This window comes from Lactococcus formosensis (assembly GCF_037892375.1).
Taxonomy (GTDB): Bacteria; Bacillota; Bacilli; order Lactobacillales; family Streptococcaceae; genus Lactococcus; species Lactococcus formosensis.
Genome location: NZ_CP141721.1, coordinates 940,468 through 961,399 on the forward strand (window position 1 = coordinate 940,468; position 20,932 = coordinate 961,399).

The following is a 20,932-nucleotide window of genomic DNA, read 5'->3' on the forward strand; positions in this document are numbered from 1 at the left end:
AATAAATTAAAAAAGATGCCCAAAGGGACATCTTTTTGCCCCTTTCTGACCAACGCCAAAGAGGACTCACACCTTTACCTTTCAGCACTTAGTGTGAGCCCATAATCAACAACAAAACTGTGTGATAAGCGTTAATCATTTTTGAGCCTCATTATTTTAATAGTGTAAAGTATAATACAAATAATGTAAAAATTCAAATTTTTGCACAAATTAAAAAAACAAAAGTGGACTTTTAAAATTTTAATGTCAAAAGTTCTTTACATTAAAATCAGAAAGGAATTGGAGGTTATAAAATTTTTTATCTGAAGATAACTTTCTATTTTTTATTAGGTAATTCGTGAAAAAAATAGCAAAATATGGTATAATGTATGCACGTTTTAAAGGGATTTAGAAGAAAAAATAGACAGAGAGTTGGTGCAAAAAGGCATCAAAAATAGGATAAACATAAAATGAGCAGAATGATGCCAGCACGTGTACGCAGTGAAGGAATAGCCCTGTATAGCCAGGGACTTTTAATTGATCCATCAATAGAGGATTTTAAACTTTCTGCAGAGGTTGAAGGAGAACAAGTAATTTACGATATGGACGGGGCACAGGATTATTGTTCTTGTGCTGATTTTCAGCGGAATTACCGTTATTGTAAGCACATTGCTGCAGTGGAAGAATACCTCAAGAATGAAAATAAAGAAATTGAAGATGACAAGAAAAACATAGAAAAGATTGAGTTGGTAGCAAATGACGAATTAGCTGCTAATGCTGCCTTTTTGGATGCTTTGAATGGCGAAACACAGGTCAATTTTGGAGCTGAGCAATTTTCAATTGAAGTCCATGTCGAAGATAACTCGCAACTCTATGATGTTTTTTCTATGGATTACTTCATGTATTTTGACTTACGCTTATATAGCGAACGCTTAGGTAGAGCTTATGTAATCAAAGATATCCCGTATTTTTTGAGAACATTGCAAAACTTTGGACAATATTCGTTAGGTGCTTTGCATTATGTTGACCTCTTTTTTGATAATTTTGATGAAGCGAGTCAGGACTTTTTGAATTTCCTACTTAAAATACATGGCAAGCTTGATGCTCAAATGGCTAACCAACTGTATATTAAAAATGGACGTTATCTCAATTTCCCTTATCTTTTTATTGAAGAGGCAATGGATTTAGCCTCTAACTTGTCACGTTTTAGCTTGAGGTTATCAGGCGCCTTGATTAACTATTTCACCTTTGTTGCTCTTGATGAAGAGTCAGAGATTTTTAATTTTAGTGTGACAAGCCAAAGGGACTTTATCGAGTTGAAAATCGAAGATAATGCCTTTAGTTCCTTCTATAGTGGTTCCCTTCTATACTATAATCACGTCTTTTATAAGGTTGATCATGAACAAAAACGTTTGTTGCAGCTGGTTCAAAAAGAATTAGAAGGTGAGAAGCATAATCAATTTTCATATATGGACAAGGACAAAGTAGCTCAAGCACTGCAACAACTTTCTACTTTGGGCCAAATTTCAGCCCCTGAAAATTTCGTTATTCGCCCCTTTACACCGATTTTTAACTTTGCTAATCCTGATGGACAAAATATAGAACTTTCGGTTCAATTTGATTATGGCAATTTTAAAGTGGAACACTTTCATGAACTAGAAACACTCGAGTTCTCTCGGGACCTACGCCTAGAAAATAAGATATTTACGCTCATGGCTCGTTTTGGTTTCACACGTTCTTTTACAAGTTCTGTGACGCTTTCGGCACAATTTGCAGAAACATTCTTTATCAAGATTCTGCCACAATTCCAGAAATTAGGTCAAGTAAAACTGTCTCCTGGACTAATGGATATGAAAGTCGATGAAGTCCCTGAAATCATGATTGATCGTCGAGGAGGCTTGTTAGATATTGCCTTTGAAATGCCAAGCATCGGTGAGAATGAATTTGCAAATGTTATTGCACAGTTGCAAAACAATGCGGAATACTATGTCAGTGAAAACGGAAAATTATTTATCTTTGACCAGAAGTTCAGCGAACTGAAATCAGCTTTACGAGAACTGGATGATAATTTTACGATCAGTGGGACGAGCTTAGAAGTCAATGTGACACGCAGTTTTCAAGTTTCTAAAATATTTGAAAATATTTCAAGCAGTAATTTTTCAAATGAATTTAAAGCCTTCTATGAACACCTCACGCATCCAGAAACCTTCCCATACGAAAAGCCTGAGCATGTCAAAGCTGAACTGCGAAGTTATCAGGAAACAGGAGTTCGTTGGATGTCTATGTTAACGCACTATCACTTAGGTGGTGTTTTGGCAGATGACATGGGTCTAGGTAAAACAGTACAAGCGATTACCTATTTATTGTCAAATCTGAAAGAAGGTGAAACAGCTTTAGTCACTGCTCCTGCTAGCCTTATTTACAACTGGGCCAGTGAGTTTGATCAATTTACGGACACGGTTGATTACGTAGTAGTTGACGGTATGAAGGCTGATCGCGATGCTTTGATTCATGGGAAGCATCAAGTTTATATCACAAGTTATGGCAGCTTCCTTAAGGACTTTGATGATTATCAAGAGAAGGAGCTTAACTATCTTCTCTTAGATGAAGCACAAGCTGTGAAAAACTATAGCAGTAAAACAAATAGAGCGCTTAGTCAATTGAATGTTGAACATACTTTTGCTTTATCTGGAACGCCTTTAGAAAATCGTTTAGAAGAAATTTGGGCAATCTTCCAAGTGGTAATGCCTGGCTTTTTACCAAAACGTGAAACATTTAATAAAATGTCACCCGAAGTTATCTCACGCATTATCCATCCATTTATTATGCGCCGTAAAAAAGAAGAAGTTTTGACAGAGTTGCCTGATAAGATGGAAATGACCTTACGCAATAACATGGTTGAAGAGCAAAAACTCCTATATTTAGCACAGTTAGAGTTAATGCAACAATCTGTCCGCCAAATGGATAGTGCAAGCCTTAAAAAATCACGTATTGAAATTCTTGCAGGGATTACCCGACTTCGTCAAATATGTAACACGCCAGCTCTTTTCATGGATAACTATGAAGGTGGATCTGGTAAGCTAGATAGTTTGATGGAGCTGTTAGAGCAAGTCAAGGCTTCAGGACATCGTCCTCTGATTTTTTCACAGTTTACTAAGACTTTTCCCTATATTGAAGAAGCAATGGAAAAATTGGACCTCACTGCCTATAAGTTAACGGGCTCAACTCCAGTTAAAGAACGCTTAGAAATGGTTCAAGCCTTTAATGCTGGAAGCCGTGATGCCTTCCTCATTTCGCTAAAAGCGGGTGGCGTAGGTCTTAACCTCACTAGTGCCGATGTTGTTATCCTTGTCGATCTATGGTGGAATCCTGCGGTTGAAGAACAAGCTATAGCAAGGGCTCACCGTATGGGACAAAAGAGTACCGTTGAAGTCATTCGCTTGATTACACAAGGGACGATTGAAGAAAAAATCATGGAGATTCAGGAGCGTAAAAAAGATCTGATTGCAAATGTTTTAGATGGCGATGTGATTGATAAGACGCTCAGCGAAGCCGAAATCAGAGAAATTTTAGGACTATAACTTTAAAAATCGCTGAAAATGCGATATAATAATAGTTGAAACACATACCTAAGAAAAAAAATAAGATTAGACAAACTTTTTAAGGAACGTAGAGGAAAAGTTTCAAGACAAACAAAAAAATAAGTAGGGCAAGCAATGAACGAAGGAAGAAGAGTCGTATTTCCAATCATCGATGATGATGAAATGCTTGAAAAAGACACACGCGTCATCATGACAAATTCACAACTGATTACTAAGAATCCTAGTCAACAAGACGAGGCTTCTTTTGGTGGTGTTCAAATGTCTGATAAAAAACGTTCAGATGTCTATAAGCCAATAAAAACAAAAGTTAGCTACAGCACTCAACATCGTCCATTAAATAGCAATCATAGTGGGTACAGTTCTTTTGATAAAATGCCTAAAAAAACGAGTGTTGATGAATCAAAAGAAAAGGCCAAAAGAGAAGCGGCAGTACTTCCTAAACGTCCAAAAGGCTATGTTCATCCGCTAGAACGCGATAAAGATGATTTTTCCTTACGTCGTTCATCAGCAGTACTTAACGCAGCGAAACCAGCACCGGGTGAAAAGAAGACAATCGAACAAAAGCCGATGTCTCCAAGACGTCCAGCAACTAATAATCCCATCAGAGACATGAAAAAACGTGGTTTAAATCTTGATGAAGCAATTATTTCTGGTTCTCCTCAAAAAGGAGAAGATAAGACTAAAACTGCAAAAAACGAGTATTTCGACAACAAACGGAAGAACTTGTTTGATCGCGGACTTTAAATAAAAGAAGGAGAAAAGATTTCAGTTCCGACTGAAATTTCTTATTTATCATGGAAAAAGTATATCATTTTATAGGAATTAAAGGCTCAGGGATGAGTGCACTCGCTCTTATGCTCCACCAAATGGGTAAAAAAGTACAAGGTTCTGATACGACGGACTACTATTTTACACAACGTGGCCTTGAAGAAGCAGGTATTCCTATTCTTCCTTTTGACGAGAAAAATATTACACCAGAAGTTGAGTTGATTGCAGGGAATGCTTTTCGTACCGACAATAATGTCGAAATTGCTTTTGCTGAAAAAAACGGCTTTGCTTTTAAACGTTACCATGAGTTTTTAGGACATTTCATGGAAGACTTTATCAGCGTTGGGGTCGCGGGGGCGCACGGTAAAACTTCAACGACAGGAATTCTAGCACATGTCATGAAAAATGCTGTGGATACGTCATACTTGATTGGTGATGGTACAGGACGTGGAAATGCGGACAGCGAATATTTTGTATTTGAATCAGATGAATACGAACGTCATTTCATGCCTTATCATCCAGAATATACAATTATTACCAATGTTGATTTTGATCATCCAGATTATTTCCAAAACATTGATGATGTCGCCTCAGCTTTCCAAGATTATGCCCAAAACATCAAAAAAGGTATTTTCGTTTTTGGAGAAGATCCGTATTTACGTAAAATTACAGCAGAAGCGCCAATTTACTATTATGGTTTTGAAGATGGTGATGATTATCAAGCAAAAGATATCATCCGCTCAACACGCGGCTCATCTTTTGATGCTTATTTCCGAGGCGAAAAAATCGGTCACTTTGTAGTTCCTGCTTACGGGAAGCATAATATTGCGAACGCCTTAGCAGTAGTTGGTGTAACCCATCAGCTTGGCTTAGATATGAATGATATCGCAGACCATTTGTTGACTTTCTCTGGTGTAAAACGTCGATTTACGGAGAAAAAAGTTGGAGAAACAATTATTATTGATGACTTCGCGCACCATCCAACAGAAATCGAAGCAACAATTGATGCAGCGCGTCAAAAATATCCCGATCGTGAAATCGTGGCTGTTTTCCAACCCCATACATTTACACGAACAATTGCCTTTGCTGATGAGTTTGCTCAAGTTCTTGATTCAGCAGATACTGTGTATCTTGCAGAAATTTATGGCTCTGCACGTGAAGTTGACCACCATGAAATTACAGCACAAGATCTTGCTGATAAAGTACGTAAACCTGCACGCGTTATTTCTGTGGAAAACGTTTCGCCTTTATTGGACCATGATCGTGGGGTCTATGTCTTCATGGGTGCTGGAAATATCCAACAGTATGAAGTGGCATTTGAAGATTTGCTTAGCCAATTAACTAAAAATACTTTGTAAAATAAAAGGATTAAAAGTAATAATTATTATCAATGGTTTAACCTTATTTAAAAATACTGTCTCCTTTTAAATAGTGAGATACTACAGTTTGTAAATTCATACCACTTATCGGCTCTATGATATAATTAAAGCATGTTAACATTTCCACTGGTCAATGATACGTCGCGAAAAATCATCCATATTGATATGGATGCCTTTTTCGCGTCAGTAGAAATACGGGACAATCCAAAATTAAGGGGAAAACCTGTAGTTATTGCACGGAACCCGCTGGAAACTGGCGGGCGTGGCGTTGTTTCAACATGTTCTTATGAAGCACGAGCATTCGGGATTCATTCGGCAATGAGCGCCAAAGAAGCTTATGATCTTTGTCCGCAAGCTGTTTTCATTAGTGGGAATTATGAAAAGTATCGTGCAATATCAGAACAAGTACGTGAAATTTTTAACCGCTATACTGATGAAGTAGAGGCAGCATCTATTGATGAAGCTTATCTGGATGTCACTCGGAATAAGATAGGGTCAACCAGTGCAATTAGAGTTGCAAAACTTATACAGCACGATATTTTTGTTGAGCTCGGTTTAACTTGCTCAGCAGGTGTGTCCTACAATAAATTTTTAGCAAAGATTGCCTCAGATTATGAAAAGCCTCATGGGCTGACGGTAATTATGCCTGAAGCAGCAAAAGACTTTCTAGCAGTGTTACCTGTTGAAAAATTTCACGGCGTAGGTAAGGCTACTGGAGCAAAACTACATGAGTTAGAGATTTTTACAGGTGCTGATATTCAAGCGGCGGACCCGTTACTCTTGGCAGAACGGTTTGGTGTTTATGGTTGGAATCTTTTTTTGAAGGCTAATGGTATTCATCATGCACCCGTAGTGACAAGCCGTCAAAGGAAGTCAGTAGGCAAAGAAAGAACTTATAGCAAACTCCTCTACAATGCAGAGGACATCAAGCAGGAACTTACTAACCTTTCGGAACGCGTTTCTACTAATGTGAAGCGTCATCAACTTCTGGGAGATACAGTTGTCCTCAAGTTACGTTATTCTGATTTTAAGACAATTACGAAACGCAAAAAGCTTCCCGAGAAGATAAATGAAACAACTGCATTGGCACATGTCGCTCAAGATTTACTAGAAGAGATTGATTATGATGAAACAATAGGTGTACGACTGCTGGGTGTTACCCTAACAGGGTTTGGGGCAGAAGAATTACGATTAGATATGAAAAGCTAAGAAAAGGAATAAAGGGGATCTTTTTCCTTTTTTTGATAAGCAAAAAACAGAGTCCCAATGCAGAAGCCAGCTGGATAAGAATAAGCATTTCTTCTAAAGAGAGAGAAAAAGAGGCAAAGAAAAGCCACAAGATATCTCCAGCACCAATCCCAATATTGATAAAAAAAGTGAAACAAGCAAGCGCTAATAAGAAATAAGCTATAGGGGTAACAGGAAATAAAATAAAGAAGCAAGCAGTAAACGCTAAACCGATATTTAAAGGGTAAGCATAAGAATCAATATCAAATTTGCTCAAAAGTAAACTAATAATAAGGGTGAAAAAGTGGAGAAAATCTAAATCAAACCACAATGCGGCAAAGAGAGTTCCTGAAAGAAATTCTAGGATAAAATAACTATAAGAAAATTTTACACCACACAAACGACACTTGCTTTTAAAGATAATTTGGGAAATTAAAGGGATAAGTTGATACCATTTGAGAGGCGACTGACAAGAGCTACACTGTGAGCGTCCATAAAGAATCGAGGCTTCCGTATCCCATCGTTCACTTACTAAACCAAGAAAAGAGCCAAATACAGTGCCGATAATGAAGAAAAAAATAAGCATATTTGTTAATACGAGAAAAAGCTAAAAAGCTCACAATCTTAAGCAAAATATTTTCTAATTGACCTTTTTTTTTATATAATTGTAATAGAAATAAAAAATTGGAGGTTTCTATGTCTAAGGAAAAAACACAAGAAGTTTTGAATCAAACAGTTGCAGATTTATCTCAAGCAGCAGCACTTGTACATCAAACACACTGGTATATGCGTGGTTCTGGTTTCTTGACTCTGCATCCTAAAATGGACGAGTTCATGGACGCACTTAACGAGCATTTAGATGAGTTTGCTGAACGTTTAATTACCATCGGTGGTTCGCCAGTTTCAACGCTTAAAGAGTTTGATGAAAAGTCAAAAATTGAACTTCAACCAGCTACTTGGGATAAGTCAATGTCTGAACGTTTACATGGTGTTCTAGATACTTACAAATACTTGGCTAAACTTTTCCAAGAAGGCATGGATATTGCTGAATCTGAAAATGACGCGGTTACAGTTGATCTTTATACAGTTGCACTCGGAGATGTTGAAAAAACAATCTGGATGCTCGAAGCAGAACTTGGATAATAAAAAAAGACCTTACATACTCGGTAAGGTCTTTTTTTATTATCCGTTTTTAATTTTTCCAGGCCAGTTATTCAAGCCAGTCTTAAGAATATAAACTTCTGGTACGCCAGCTTTTTTAAGTTGTTTAGCAACTTTGACTGATGCTGTTGGCTTACCATTTTCATAAAGTAGCACAGGTTTCTTTTTATTGATGGCGTTTAAACTTTGTTCCATCTGAGAAGCAGGTAAATTACGAGCACCAAGAATGTGTTTTACTCGGAAATCTGCAGCTTCACGGACGTCGATAAGTTGAGAAGTAGCCATTAAACGTTCAAATTCAGGTGCCTCAACAACTTTGGCATTACGTTTGAGCGTCCAACGTGGATAGATGAAGAAGACGACAATGAGGGCTAAAAGTATAAAGTCAATGATCCAGATCATTTAAGTTCTCCTAAGTTTATTTTTTAAATTTTAAAGCAAGGCTTGCGGCACCGATGATACCAGCATCATTTCCGAGCTCAGCAAGTTTGATTTTTGTAGAGTCACGTACTGTTGAGAACGAATATTTTTGGAAATAAGTTTCAACTTTAGAACGGAGAAATTCTCCAGCTGCAGAAACTCCGCCTCCGATGACAATAGCCGCTGGGTTGAGCGTGCTTCCGAGGTTCGCGCAAGCAAAACCAAGGTAATAAGCAAACTTATCAACAACGCTAAGTGCAAAAGCATCACCAGCTTCAGCTGCAATGAAGATGTCTTTAGAAGTTACTTCGTCACCATTATCAATATTTGCTTTAATTTCGCTGTTTCCTTCGTATTCTTCTGCGAATTTTCTTGCAAGGCGTACAACGCCAGTAGCAGAAGTTACTGTTTCTAAGCAACCGTAGTTTCCGCAAGTACAAGCAAAGCCATCATGAGGCTCTACCACGATGTGTCCGATTTCACCAGCTGCACCAACAACACCATGGATAAGGTTTCCAGCAGCAACAATACCGCCACCCACTCCAGTTCCTAAAGTGATGAAGACAACGTCAGGTTGGTTTTCACCAGCTCCGACCCAACGTTCGCCTAAAGCTGCAACATTTGCATCATTATCAAGAATGAATGGTAGACCAACACCTTCGCTGATAGGAGCACCAACTTCTTGAACATCTGCCCAGTTAAGATTAAAGGCACCGCGGACAGTAGCAGCTTCAATATCTACTGTACCAGGTGTCCCCATTCCAATACCAATAAAGTCAGACTTATCAAGGTTGTAAAGATTTAAGCGGTGGTTGATAGATTCAATGATATCAGGGACAATGTGTTTTCCATCACTGAGAATATTTGTCGGGATAGCCCATTTGTCTTGAACTTCACCTTCGAGTGTTAAAATACCGAACTTGATAGAAGTTCCGCCGAGGTCGATACCAATAATTTTGTTAGCCATTTAGTTTTTCCTTCTCAATTCTTTCTTCACGACGTAAAATAAGTTGGGCAGTGAGGTATTCTTTATCACTTTTCTCAAAAATTCCCTGCTCAACCATATTTGTAAGTTCCTGTTGCATAAAATAAATCGCATCTAAGCGATTGGTCATGAAATTAATAAAACCGTATTTTTTTAACAATTCCTGTACATCATAAAGTGTTTTCATTGTTCTATTTTACCGCAACTGTAAGCGGTTTTCAAGTATTGATAAGTTTTTCAATGAGTTTTTGGTCCATAATTTTTTTACAAACTGATAATCTGTTTGGAGTATTTCAAAATTACAACTTAAAGTTCATAGTAGGAAGTAGGTCAAATTTGTCAATTTTATTCCTTAGAAAACTTGTAAACGCGTGCATTTTCGCCTTTGACAAAAAGTGTGCTATAATAAATTTGATATATTGTTTGGGCGCACCATAAAAGCTAGCGTTCAAGCTACGGAGACGCGATTTCCGTAGGAAATTTTCGAAAGAATAGGTAGAAATAAATTGACTAAATTACGCGAAAACATCAGAAACGTTGCGATTATTGCCCACGTCGACCACGGTAAAACAACTTTGGTTGATGAGTTGCTTAAACAATCTCAAACGCTTGATGCCCGTACAAACCTTGCTGAACGCGCAATGGACTCTAACGCTCTTGAACAAGAACGTGGAATTACAATCCTTGCTAAAAATACAGCCGTAGAATATGGCGATACACGTATTAACATTTTGGACACACCAGGTCACGCGGACTTCGGTGGTGAAGTAGAACGTATCATGAAAATGGTTGACGGTGTTGTTCTTGTCGTGGATGCTTATGAAGGTACAATGCCTCAAACACGTTTCGTGTTGAAAAAAGCTTTGGATCAAAACTTGACACCAATCGTTGTCGTGAACAAAATCGATAAACCATCTGCACGTCCACAAGAAGTTGTAGATGAAGTCTTGGAACTTTTCATCGAACTTGGTGCCGATGATGACCAATTGGACTTCCCAGTTGTTTATGCTTCAGCGATTAATGGGTCATCATCATTAAGCGATAACCCAGCGGATCAAGAAGCGACAATGGATCCAATCTTCAACACAATCATCGAACATATCCCAGCGCCTATCGATAACTCTGACGAACCTTTGCAATTCCAAGTTTCACTCTTGGACTACAATGACTTCGTTGGTCGTATTGGTATTGGACGTGTTTTCCGTGGTACAATCAAAGTTGGTGACAATGTAACATTGTCTAAACTTGACGGTTCAACGAAGAACTTCCGTGTCACAAAACTTTTTGGTTTCTTTGGGCTTGAACGTCAAGAAATTACGGAAGCAAAAGCAGGGGACTTGATTGCCGTCTCTGGTATGGATGATATCTTCGTTGGTGAAACTGTTACACCGACAGATGCTGTTGAACCATTGCCAGTACTTCACATTGACGAACCGACACTTCAAATGACTTTCCTTGTAAATAACTCACCATTCGCAGGACGCGAAGGTAAATGGGTAACTGCACGTAAAGTTGAAGAACGTTTGCAAGCAGAACTTCAAACAGACGTATCACTTCGTGTTGAAAATACTGATTCACCAGATAAATGGATCGTTTCAGGTCGTGGAGAATTACACTTGTCTATCCTTATCGAAACAATGCGTCGTGAAGGCTATGAACTTCAAGTTTCACGTCCAGAAGTTATCGTTAAAGAAATCGACGGCGTAGAATGTGAACCATTTGAACGTGTACGTATTGATACACCTGAAGAATACCAAGGATCAATTATCCAAGCCCTTTCAGAACGTAAGGGTGACATGTTGGACATGGAAATCACTGGTAACGGTCAAGCGCGTTTGGTCTTCTTGGTTCCAGCACGTGGTTTGATTGGTTTCACAACAGAATTTATGTCAATGACACGTGGATATGGTATCATGAACCACACATTTGACCAATATATGCCAATGGTTAAAGGAACAATCGGTGGACGTAGCCGTGGTGCTTTGATCTCTATGGACCAAGGTTCTGTAACATCATATGCTATGGGATACGTACAAGAGCGTGGTGTTCTCTTTGTTGAAGCGGGTACAGAAGTTTATGGTGGTATGATTATCGGTAAACATTCACGTGATAATGACTTGACAGTTAATGTTACAAAAGCAAAACAACAAACAAACGTTCGTTCATCTAATAAAGACTCAACTTCAGTGCTTAACGCTTCTAAAATCTTGTCTCTTGAAGAATCATTAGAATTCTTGGGTGATGACGAATACATGGAAGTAACACCAGAATCAATCCGCTTGCGTAAACAAATTCTTGACAAAGCAATGCGTGAAAAAGCAACGAAAAAGAAAAAAACTGCTGAATAATAGTTTTGACATGGTGCTTGAAACAGCAGAGGGATTTGAGAAAAGACTAAGAAGCCAAAAATAAGGAGAAAAGCATGTTTTATCTGATACTTTTAGTTTTATTTGCCCTGGGCTACATCTTTTTAATGCCTAAGGATGTGAGAAGAAGTACGGATATCTTTGTTTTTGCGTCAGTGATTGTCCTTATCGTAGCTGTAGCTATCGGTCAAGCTGTCAGTCATCGTGCAGCCTTATATGAAATCGCAATGGTGATTGCACTCTTAGCTCTCGCTGTTAAGGCCCTTTTAGAAATTGAAAAATTATAAAATAAGAAATAGTTTGTCTCTGGCAGACTATTTTTTGGAGGTTACATGGATATAGAGAAAATCGAAAAAGCTTTTGGGTTGGTCCTTGAGAATATCATGGCAATTCAAGCAGAGCTGATGACGGATTTTTATGATGCTTTTGTGGAACAAAATGCAGCTTACTTAGGCGCCTTAGAGCTGGCGTCACTGACGAAGGAAAATAACGATAAAGTTCGTTCAATGAATCTTACGAAAAGTGAATGGCAAAAACTGTTTCAGTTTGTCTTGTTACAAGGCTCTCGTATTGCACCGATGCAAGCAAATCATAATTTAACACCGGACTCTATTGGTTTTATCTTTAATTTCATCATTGAAGAGTTGCACAAGGACCGATCGATTCGCGTGTTAGAGTTTGGTTCAGGAACGGGGAATTTAGCGGAAACGCTCTTGGTTCATCTGCAAAAAGAAGTAGACTATGTTGGTTTTGAAGTAGACGACCTCTTGTTGGATTTATCTGCTTCAATGTCAGAAGTCATGGGAACAGAAGCAAGTTTTCTCCAAATGGATGCTGTTAAACCTCAGCCCTTGGAAGCTGTGGACGTTGTCCTAAGTGATCTCCCAGTTGGTTATTATCCAGACGATGAAGCTGCTAGCCATTTTCAAGTACATGACAAATCAGAACATACCTATGTGCACCACTTAATGATCGAGCAATCCTTCAAGTATTTGAAAGAGAGTGGCTTTGCACTTTTCTTAGCTCCAGATAATCTTTTGACAAGTGCACAGTCAGAGTTTTTGAAGGCCTGGATTAAAGAACATGCACATATTGCTGCAGTCATTACATTACCTTCATCCCTCTTTAAAGGGGCAGTAAAATCGATTTATTTATTAAGTAAAAACCAGACAAATACACCGACTTTTGTTTACCCCTTGTCTGACTTAGCAGACCGCTCTATTTTGCAAGAATTTATGTCTGAGTTTGTGAAAAATGTCAAGATTTGACCAAAAACTCTTAGCCAGTCACTGCCTTCAATTGGGTTTTGTGATATAATTTAAGAGAAAATTGAAAGAAGAAGGATAGATAAAATGACAAAAACTCTTGCGGTTAATGCTGGTTCATCATCAATGAAATGGCAAATGTATGAAATGCCAGAAGAAAAAGTTCTTGCAAAGGGCTTGATTGAACGTATTGGCTTGAAAGATTCAGTCACAACGGTAAAATTTGACGACCAAAAAGAAGAACGTGTATTGGATATTGTAGACCACACACAAGCCGTTCACATTTTACTTGAAGACTTGAAACGTTTCCATATTGTTGAAGAATTTACAGAGATTACCGGAGTAGGTTACCGTGTTGTCGCTGGTGGAGAGTTGTTTAAAAAATCTACTTTGATCAATCAAGAAGTACTAAAACAAATTGAAGAACTTTTACCACTTGCTCCACTACATAATCCAGCAAATGCGGCTGGTATAAAGGCTTTCTTGGAGTTGTTGCCTGAAGCAACAGCGGTAGCTGTTTTTGACACAGCTTTCCACACAACAATGCCTGAAAAAGCTTTCCGTTACCCATTGCCTAAAAAATATTACACTGAAAACGCCGTGCGTAAATATGGAGCACATGGGACTTCACATATGTTTGTGGCACAAGAAGCTGCAAAAATGTTAGGTAAAGATATTAAAGATACAAAAATCATTACTGCCCATATCGGTAATGGTGGATCAATCACTGCTGTAAAAGGTGGTGAGTCAATTGATACTTCAATGGGCTTCACACCATTAGCAGGTATTATGATGGGGACACGTACAGGAGATATGGATCCTTCTGTTTTCCCTTATCTTATTGCTAACGATGATTCACTCAAGGATGCTCAAGACGTTGTCAATATGATGAATAAAGAGTCAGGACTATTTGGTGTCTCTGGTTTGTCCTCTGATATGCGTGAAATCATCTCTGCTCGTGATGCTGGGGATGCGGATGCAGCCTTAGCATTCGAAATGTATGTTGACCGTATTCAAAAATTCATTGGCCAATACTTGGCTGTTTTGAATGGTGCTGATGCAATTGTATTTACGGCAGGTGTAGGTGAAAACTCAGCACCAGTACGTGAAGGTGTCTTAAAAGGTTTGTCATGGTTTGGTATTGATGTTGATTTCTCTAAAAATATTTTTGGTTTTGAAGGAGAGATGTCAACACCAGAATCACGTGTTAAAGTTTTTGTCATTCCAACGGATGAAGAGCTTGTTATTGCACGCGATGTTGAAGCTGCAAAAGCGAAATAAAAAGAAACGGCTAATAAAAAGCCGTTTTTATATATTTCTTTTAAGATATTTTTTAAAGTTATGTTATACTAGTAAGACAAAAAGAAAACACTTACATATTGAAGGGATTTTTAAAATATGGAAAAAACACTCGCTGTTAACGCTGGATCATCGTCACTAAAATGGCAACTTTATGATATGCCAGAAGAAAAAGTTATTGCTAAAGGTATTTTTGAACGTATTGGTTTGAAAGATTCTATTTCAACAACAAAGTTTGATGATCAAGTGCATAAAAGAGAGCAGGATATTGTTGACCACCGTCAAGCGGTCTTGCTTTTGATGGACGAGTTGATACATTTTAAACTCATTAGTAGTTTCCGTGAGATTACAGCTATTGGTCACCGTGTTGTTGCGGGTGGAGAATTTTTCAATACGTCTACTGTAATTACTCCTGAAGTTTTAGAAGAGATAAAAAACCTTTCAACTTTAGCCCCTCTCCACAACCCCGCAAATGTGCTGGGAATCGAGGCTTTTAAACGCTTGCTTCCAGATGCGCTTGCTGTAGCTGTCTTTGATACAGCCTTTCACACAACGTTGCCAGAAAAAGCCTTTCGTTATCCAATTCCAACAAAATACTATACGGATTATGCTATTCGTAAATATGGAGCGCATGGAACTTCACACATGTATGTGTCACGTGAAGCAGCAAAAGTACTCGGAAAACCGCTTGAAGATTTAAAACTCATCACTGCCCACATTGGTAATGGTGCTTCAATTACAGCTATTGAAGGTGGAAAGTCTGTTGATACTTCAATGGGCTTCACACCACTAGCAGGTGTAATGATGGGGACACGTTCTGGCGAAATGGACCCTTCTGTGATTTCTTATATGCTTGAAAGTGATCCTAGTTTACGTTCGGCGCAGGATGTTATTGATGTTCTTAATAAGAAATCAGGTTTACTTGGTGTATCAGAGTTTTCAAGTGATATGCGAGATTTGGAAGAAGCACGTAACTCTGGCAATGAAAAAGCACTTTTGGCTTATGAAATGTTTATTGATCGTTTGAAAAAGTTTATTGCACAGTACTTTGGGGTCCTCAATGGAGCAGATGCGCTTATCTTTACAGCAGGTATTGGGGAAAATGATACCGATGCACGTCGTGATATTGTAGCAGGCTTGTCATGGTTTGGTATGGAAATTGACCCAGAAAAGAACGTCCGTGGTGCGAATGGTATCATTTCTACACCAGAATCGCGTGTTAAAGTCCTAGTTATACCAACAGACGAAGAGTTGGTTATTGCGCGTGATGTGGAAGCGGCAAAAAATAAATAATTTTGTTAAAAGACCATATGGTCTTTTTTTCAGCTAAATTTTATGGTAAAATAGTAGGGATAAAAAAGAATAGAGAAGAGATAGGAAACTATGGCTGATATTAAATATAAACGCGTACTTTTGAAACTTTCTGGCGAAGCTTTAGCTGGAGAAAAAGGATTTGGAATTGATCCTGAAACAGTTAAAAAAGTTGCTGAAGAGCTCAAAGAAGTATATGCTCTTGGTGCAGAAATCGCCATCGTTTGTGGCGGCGGAAATATCTGGCGCGGCGTGACCGGTGAAAAGATCGGTATGGAACGTGCCCAAGCAGATTATATGGGCATGCTAGCTACGATCATGAACGGCTTAGCTCTTCAAGATACACTTGAAGCACTTGGCGTACCTACTCGTGTTCAAACAGCTATCGAAATGAAAGCTGTCGCAGAGCCTTATATCCGTCGTCGCGCTGAACGACACCTTGAAAAAGGTCGGGTCGTTATTTTCGCAGGTGGAACAGGTTCGCCATACTTCTCCACAGATACAACATCAGCACTTCGTGCAGCAGAAATTAATGCGGATGTTATTTTGATGGCTAAAAATGGTGTTGATGGTGTCTATAATGCAGATCCTAAACTTGACGAAACAGCAGTTAAATTTGACAATCTTACACACATGGACGTTATCACAAAAGGTCTTCACGTTATGGACTCAACGGCTTCAACAATGTCAATGGACAACCACATTCCGCTTGTTGTCTTCAATATGAATGAATCTGGAAATATTAAACGTGTTGTTCAAGGTGAAGAAATCGGAACAACTGTAGAATAAATTTATAATAAAATAAAAAGGAAAAATCATGGCAAACGAAATTATTGATAATGCAAAAGAACGTATGAATAGCTCATTGAACAGCTTGCAACGTGACCTTGGTCACATCCGTGCAGGTCGTGCCAATGCGAGCTTGCTTGACCGCATCTCTGTGGAGTACTATGGCGCACCAACACCACTAAATCAAATGGCATCAATCACAATCCCAGAAGCGCGTGTTTTGATGATTACACCATTTGATAAAACAATCTTGAAAGATATCGAGCATGCCTTGAATGCCAGTGATATTGGGATTACACCAGCAAATGATGGTTCAGTAATTCGCTTGGTTATTCCAATGTTGACAGAAGAACGTCGTAAAGAGTTGGTTAAAGAGATGGGTAAATACATCGAAGGTGCAAAAGTTGCAATCCGTAACATCCGTCGTGATGCTATCGATACAGCGAAAAAACAAGAAAAAGCAAAAGAAATCACAGAAGATGATTTGAAAGTACTCGAAAAAGACATTCAAACTATAACAGATAATGCTGTTAAAGAAGCAGATAAAATGGCTGCTGAAAAAGAAAAAGAACTTTTGGATGTTTAAGTTTGTATCGTCATTTGATTGTAAAAGATTTTATTCTATATAATCGACAGAGCAAAAAAAAACAATCAGAAATAAACGGCTCTGCGGAGCCGTTTTTAAGGAAAAAGAATGAATAATTTATTAGCAACAACATTTTCAGCCATTATTACAGCTGAGAATGATCAATTTTACTTTTTGCAGAAAGATGATAATATCATACGTCTTGCAAAATCAGAAGGCGAACATCAGGTAGGGGATATCGTCACAGGTTTTGCCTATGTGGATAAATCTGACAAAATGTGCATGACAACGCAAGAGCCAACTGCGACACGCGAAAAATTCGGCTGGGGCACAGTGACCGATGTTCGTCGTGACTTGGGCGCTTTCGTTGATATTGGTTTAGCTGGGAAAGATATCGTGGTTTCGCTTGATGATCTTCCGCTACCAGAAGATAAAGATCAATGGCCTAAAAAAGGGGATAAGCTCTTTGTTAAAATTGTCGTTGATGCGAAAGATCGTCTTTGGGGTAAATTAGCTTGGCACCAAGATTTCTGGGAAATGTCAGGACCGGCCTATGATAATATGCAAAACCAAGACTTACGCGGGATTGTTTACCGTAACAAAGAAACAGGATCCTTCGTCTATCTTCCAGATAATAATATGCTTGGTTTCATCCATCCTAACGAAGCTTTTGGCACACTCCGTATCGGGCAAGAGCTTCAGGTACGTGTTATTGGCTTCCGTGATCAAGACCGTAGTTTAAATCTTAGTGCGAAACCACGAGCTTATGAAATGTTGGATGCTGATGCACAGATGATCCTTGCTTATCTTGAGAGTATGGGTGGAAAAATGCCTTTTAATGATAAGTCAGCGCCAGATGATATCAAAGCGACATTTGGTATATCTAAAGGACAATTTAAAAAAGCGCTTGGTGGTTTGATGAAGAATAAAAAAATCAAACAAAGTCCTGAGGGTACAGAACTCATTTGATTAATAGCAAAAAAGTTGGAATGATTTCCAACTTTTTTTAGTAGGGTAAAATATTATTCTTCCTCAGTAAGTGGCTCGATTTCAAAGGCATTGCTATCTGACAAAGTTTTAAACCAGTGGGCCGATTTTTTCAAACTTTTAACTTGCGTATGAATATTTGTCGAGATGAGTCCATACCGATTGCGGTAAGCATTGAGCCAGCTCCAACAGTCGATAGGTGTCCACAAATGATAGCCTAAGCAATTGCTGCCCTCTTCCATCGCCTTATTTAACCAGTACAGATGCTCTTTGATAAATTGAATACGATAGTCATCTTCAATGATTCCCTGACTATTCATATATCTTTCCTCGTTTGACACACCCATACCATTTTCGGAAATGAACCAGTCGATATTTCCATAGTTTTCTTGAACATCTTTAGCAATGTCGTAAACTGCTTTTGGATAAATTTCCCAACCTTTATCGACATTCATACGGCATGAAGGTAGTTCAAATTCTTGCCAGAATTTGTTAGGCATAAAGTCAACAGCTAAGGAATTTGCCGAGTATTTTGGACGTTGTACACGATTTGGATGATAGAAATTAATACCCAGTAAGTCAACCGTATTATCTCTGATGAGTTTTAATTCATCTTCTGTTGATTCCCAAAGTGCGTTTTCCTTATCTAAAATTTCAACCAGTTCAGCAGGAAACTCGCCATTGACAGAGGCATCCATATAGAGACGGTTCAACCATAAGTCAGCGATATGGCTGGCTTTAAGGTCAGCTGCTTCTTTGGTAGAAGGATACGGCGGTGTCAGGTTGAGGATAATCCCAATTTTTCCATCGAATTGTAGCGCGCGGTATTTTGCGATGGCTTTGCTTGAGGCAAGTTGCAAGTTGTAAGCAACTTGGACAGCAGCGTGTCCATCGACTTTATTTGGATAATGGAATTGGAATAAATAGCCTCCTTCCACGACAACCAATGGTTCGTTGTGGGTAAACCAGTATTTGATGCGATCACCAAAGCATTCAAAAGCTTTTTCAGCAAAGCCAGCATAGAGATCAACAACTTTTTTTGATTCCCAGCCACCATACTTATGGTAGAGTTCAACAGGCAAATCAAAATGGTGCAGATTAATCATTGGCGTAATATCTTGGGCGATAAATTCATCAATGACTGCATTATAAAATGCTACAGCGTCTGAATTTACAGTGTTTTTTTCTAAATCATCAATCAAACGGCTCCATTGTATAGAGGTACGAACTGTTTTTAGTCCAGCTTCCTTCATTAAGCGAATATCATTCTTGAAGTCATTATAAAAGTTACTTGCTGTATCTGGGCCTTGATGTTTATAGAAACTTTCGGGTTTGATTTCATAAAAATAATCAAACATGTTGGCATGTTTTTTATTAAAACGACCTTCGGTCTGAGGGCCACTGGTTGCTGCCCCCCACCAAAAATCATTAGGGAATTTAACTTGCATTATTTTATCCTTTGTTTTTTATAATGTTTCAGTACGATCAATGACTTTCAAGAAGGGTAACCAGATGAGCGCGATGACCACAAATTGAACTAATTGAAGTAGAGAACCCATAATAGAATTTGTTGCTAAAAATCCTGAAAGGAAGATTGGCATTGTCCAAGGCACTTGCGCCCCAGTGGTCAGAGGAACTAACCCAGACGCAAAGCCGAGATAGGCGATAATGACTGAAACAACAGGAGCTAAAAGCCATGGAATGAAGATTGTAGCATTCATGACGATAGGAAGACCAAAAATTACAGGTTCATTAACGTTAAATAATCCAGGAGCCAAGCCCAGACGTCCAATGTTTTTATATTGCTTATGTTTCATCAGAAATGCCATAATCAGGACGACAGCCAAGGTAGATCCTGATCCACCTAAGCTTACTGTGAATGTATCCATGAATGATTTTGTAACGATGTGTCCATTTTCAGCTAAGGCAGATGCTCCTTGTTGCGTAAGCGCAGCGTTATCGAGCATATTTGTTTGCCAGAAAGGTTCAAAAACAGAGTTGACAATGATTTGGCCGTGCAGACCGAAGAACCAGAGGAACTGGACAAGGAATACGGCAATGATTGTTGCTGGAAGTCCCGTTCCTAAACCAGTCAGTGGTTTTTGGATAACATTGTAAATAACATCATGAAGATTTGTAGTAAAGGCACCAACCATAAGCGCATTGATAAGTAAGAAAACAAGCAATGTTCCTAGGGCTGGGATTAGAGAGGCGAAAGATTTAGCGACAGCTGGTGGAACACCGTCTGGCATTTTAAGCGTAAAACCTTTTTTAGTCAGTGCAGCGAAGATTTTTGCGGCAATGAAGGCAGCAAAGATACCTAAGAACATCCCTTTTGCACCCAATCGGTCAAGAGTAAGAAGCCCAGTACCTTCAACAGTTGTAGCTCCATCAGCTGATGTAATAATTGCAGCGAAAGGTGTCAATATCAAGAATGAAGCTAAAGAAACGACACCACTGAAAATAGCTTCGATTTCTTCTGACTTCGCCCAGTAGTACCCAATGGCTAAAGTAACGAACACGGTCATAATTGACATTGTGGCGCTTTGACCATTACCAAAAAGGTTACCCAAGTTTGCTTTCATCGAGTCAGACCAGAAGGGTAAATTATTGAATACGACAATAAGTGAACCAAACATTGTTAAAGGGAAACTGACCATGAAGGCATCACGCAAAACAGTGAGGTACTTGTTTTGCCCCAAACGAGACGCTACCGGTAAAACTTTTTCTGATAGCAAAACCATAAATTTGTTCATGAAAAAACTCTCCTTAAATATTATAAAGAGAGTATAACACGAAATAAAATAT

The 20,932-nt window shown here is 38.7% G+C and carries 19 protein-coding genes; 13 read left to right on the forward strand and 6 right to left on the reverse strand.

Translation table 11 applies throughout. The features are described from left to right. Positions 1–449 precede the first annotated feature (449 nt). The 4 genes from VNN39_RS04620 (at position 450) to dinB (ending at position 6,937) form a co-directional block, all read left to right on the forward strand. Entirely contained in the window at positions 450–3,560 is a 3,111-nt protein-coding gene (locus tag VNN39_RS04620) for a DEAD/DEAH box helicase (RefSeq protein ID WP_339007269.1), read from the forward strand. Between the two features lie 135 nt (positions 3,561–3,695). Continuing rightward, a complete protein-coding gene (locus VNN39_RS04625; protein WP_017369624.1) occupies positions 3,696–4,325 on the forward strand; it encodes a hypothetical protein in 630 nt (209 codons plus the stop codon). A 50-nt stretch (positions 4,326–4,375) separates the two neighbouring features. Beyond that, on the forward strand, positions 4,376–5,707 hold the full coding sequence (gene murC / locus VNN39_RS04630; protein WP_165713509.1) for a UDP-N-acetylmuramate--L-alanine ligase: 1,332 nt from the start codon (positions 4,376–4,378) through the stop codon (positions 5,705–5,707). A gap of 132 nt (positions 5,708–5,839) precedes the next feature. Then, positions 5,840–6,937: a DNA polymerase IV gene (gene dinB / locus VNN39_RS04635; protein WP_096369050.1), complete on the forward strand. Its 1,098-nt coding sequence runs from the start codon at positions 5,840–5,842 to the stop codon at positions 6,935–6,937. On the opposite strand, the gene VNN39_RS04640 is transcribed toward dinB, so the two are convergent. After that, positions 6,885–7,541, reverse strand: a complete 657-nt coding sequence (locus VNN39_RS04640; protein ID WP_165713508.1) for a prepilin peptidase — start codon at positions 7,539–7,541, stop codon at positions 6,885–6,887. The genes dinB and VNN39_RS04640 overlap by 53 nt on opposite strands. A gap of 110 nt (positions 7,542–7,651) precedes the next feature. On the opposite strand from VNN39_RS04640, the gene VNN39_RS04645 reads away from it, so the two are divergent. After that, entirely contained in the window at positions 7,652–8,098 is a 447-nt protein-coding gene (locus VNN39_RS04645; RefSeq protein WP_096369051.1) for a Dps family protein, read from the forward strand. Between the two features lie 39 nt (positions 8,099–8,137). Here the strand turns inward: VNN39_RS04645 and VNN39_RS04650 are convergent, their stop codons facing one another. From VNN39_RS04650 to VNN39_RS04660, 3 genes are read right to left on the reverse strand one after another with little or no spacing between them, the layout of a single operon-like run. Then, positions 8,138–8,518 (reverse strand): rhodanese-like domain-containing protein, encoded by a 381-nt coding sequence (locus tag VNN39_RS04650; RefSeq protein ID WP_017368654.1) that lies wholly within the window; start codon positions 8,516–8,518, stop codon positions 8,138–8,140. A 16-nt stretch (positions 8,519–8,534) separates the two neighbouring features. Then, complete coding sequence (locus VNN39_RS04655; RefSeq protein ID WP_017368653.1) at positions 8,535–9,503, reverse strand: ROK family glucokinase; 969 nt, start codon at positions 9,501–9,503, stop codon at positions 8,535–8,537. Continuing rightward, positions 9,496–9,708 (reverse strand): YqgQ family protein, encoded by a 213-nt coding sequence (locus VNN39_RS04660; RefSeq protein ID WP_003133311.1) that lies wholly within the window; start codon positions 9,706–9,708, stop codon positions 9,496–9,498. Before VNN39_RS04660 ends, VNN39_RS04655 begins: the two co-directional genes overlap by 8 nt. 319 nt (positions 9,709–10,027) lie before the next feature. On the opposite strand from VNN39_RS04660, the gene typA reads away from it, so the two are divergent. The 8 genes from typA to VNN39_RS04700 all read left to right on the forward strand — a co-directional run bounded on the left by typA (position 10,028) and on the right by VNN39_RS04700 (position 18,106). Then, complete coding sequence (gene typA, locus VNN39_RS04665) at positions 10,028–11,869, forward strand: translational GTPase TypA (protein ID WP_339007271.1); 1,842 nt, start codon at positions 10,028–10,030, stop codon at positions 11,867–11,869. 74 nt (positions 11,870–11,943) lie between these two features. After that, entirely contained in the window at positions 11,944–12,174 is a 231-nt protein-coding gene (locus tag VNN39_RS04670) for a DUF3165 family protein (RefSeq protein WP_017368651.1), read from the forward strand. A gap of 45 nt (positions 12,175–12,219) precedes the next feature. After that, the gene (locus VNN39_RS04675) at positions 12,220–13,155 is read left to right on the forward strand and encodes a class I SAM-dependent methyltransferase (protein WP_338998010.1); all 936 of its coding nucleotides are present in this window, start codon (positions 12,220–12,222) and stop codon (positions 13,153–13,155) included. A gap of 84 nt (positions 13,156–13,239) precedes the next feature. Then, complete coding sequence (locus VNN39_RS04680) at positions 13,240–14,433, forward strand: acetate kinase (RefSeq protein ID WP_338998011.1); 1,194 nt, start codon at positions 13,240–13,242, stop codon at positions 14,431–14,433. A 117-nt stretch (positions 14,434–14,550) separates the two neighbouring features. After that, positions 14,551–15,744 (forward strand): acetate kinase, encoded by a 1,194-nt coding sequence (locus VNN39_RS04685; protein WP_165713502.1) that lies wholly within the window; start codon positions 14,551–14,553, stop codon positions 15,742–15,744. Positions 15,745–15,834: 90 nt separating this feature from the next. After that, on the forward strand, positions 15,835–16,551 hold the full coding sequence (pyrH, locus tag VNN39_RS04690; RefSeq protein ID WP_019292238.1) for a UMP kinase: 717 nt from the start codon (positions 15,835–15,837) through the stop codon (positions 16,549–16,551). Between the two features lie 28 nt (positions 16,552–16,579). Then, positions 16,580–17,137 carry a ribosome recycling factor gene (gene frr, locus VNN39_RS04695; protein ID WP_017368646.1) on the forward strand — a complete coding sequence of 186 codons (558 nt, stop codon included), beginning with the start codon at positions 16,580–16,582 and terminating at the stop codon, positions 17,135–17,137. 108 nt (positions 17,138–17,245) lie between these two features. Beyond that, positions 17,246–18,106, forward strand: coding sequence for a CvfB family protein (locus tag VNN39_RS04700; RefSeq protein WP_017368645.1), 861 nt, complete (start codon positions 17,246–17,248; stop codon positions 18,104–18,106). Positions 18,107–18,159: 53 nt separating this feature from the next. Here the strand turns inward: VNN39_RS04700 and VNN39_RS04705 are convergent, their stop codons facing one another. Continuing rightward, complete coding sequence (locus tag VNN39_RS04705; RefSeq protein ID WP_338998014.1) at positions 18,160–19,572, reverse strand: glycoside hydrolase family 1 protein; 1,413 nt, start codon at positions 19,570–19,572, stop codon at positions 18,160–18,162. Positions 19,573–19,590: 18 nt separating this feature from the next. Then, complete coding sequence (gene celB / locus VNN39_RS04710; RefSeq protein ID WP_046400840.1) at positions 19,591–20,880, reverse strand: PTS cellobiose transporter subunit IIC; 1,290 nt, start codon at positions 20,878–20,880, stop codon at positions 19,591–19,593. Positions 20,881–20,932: the final 52 nt, after the last annotated feature.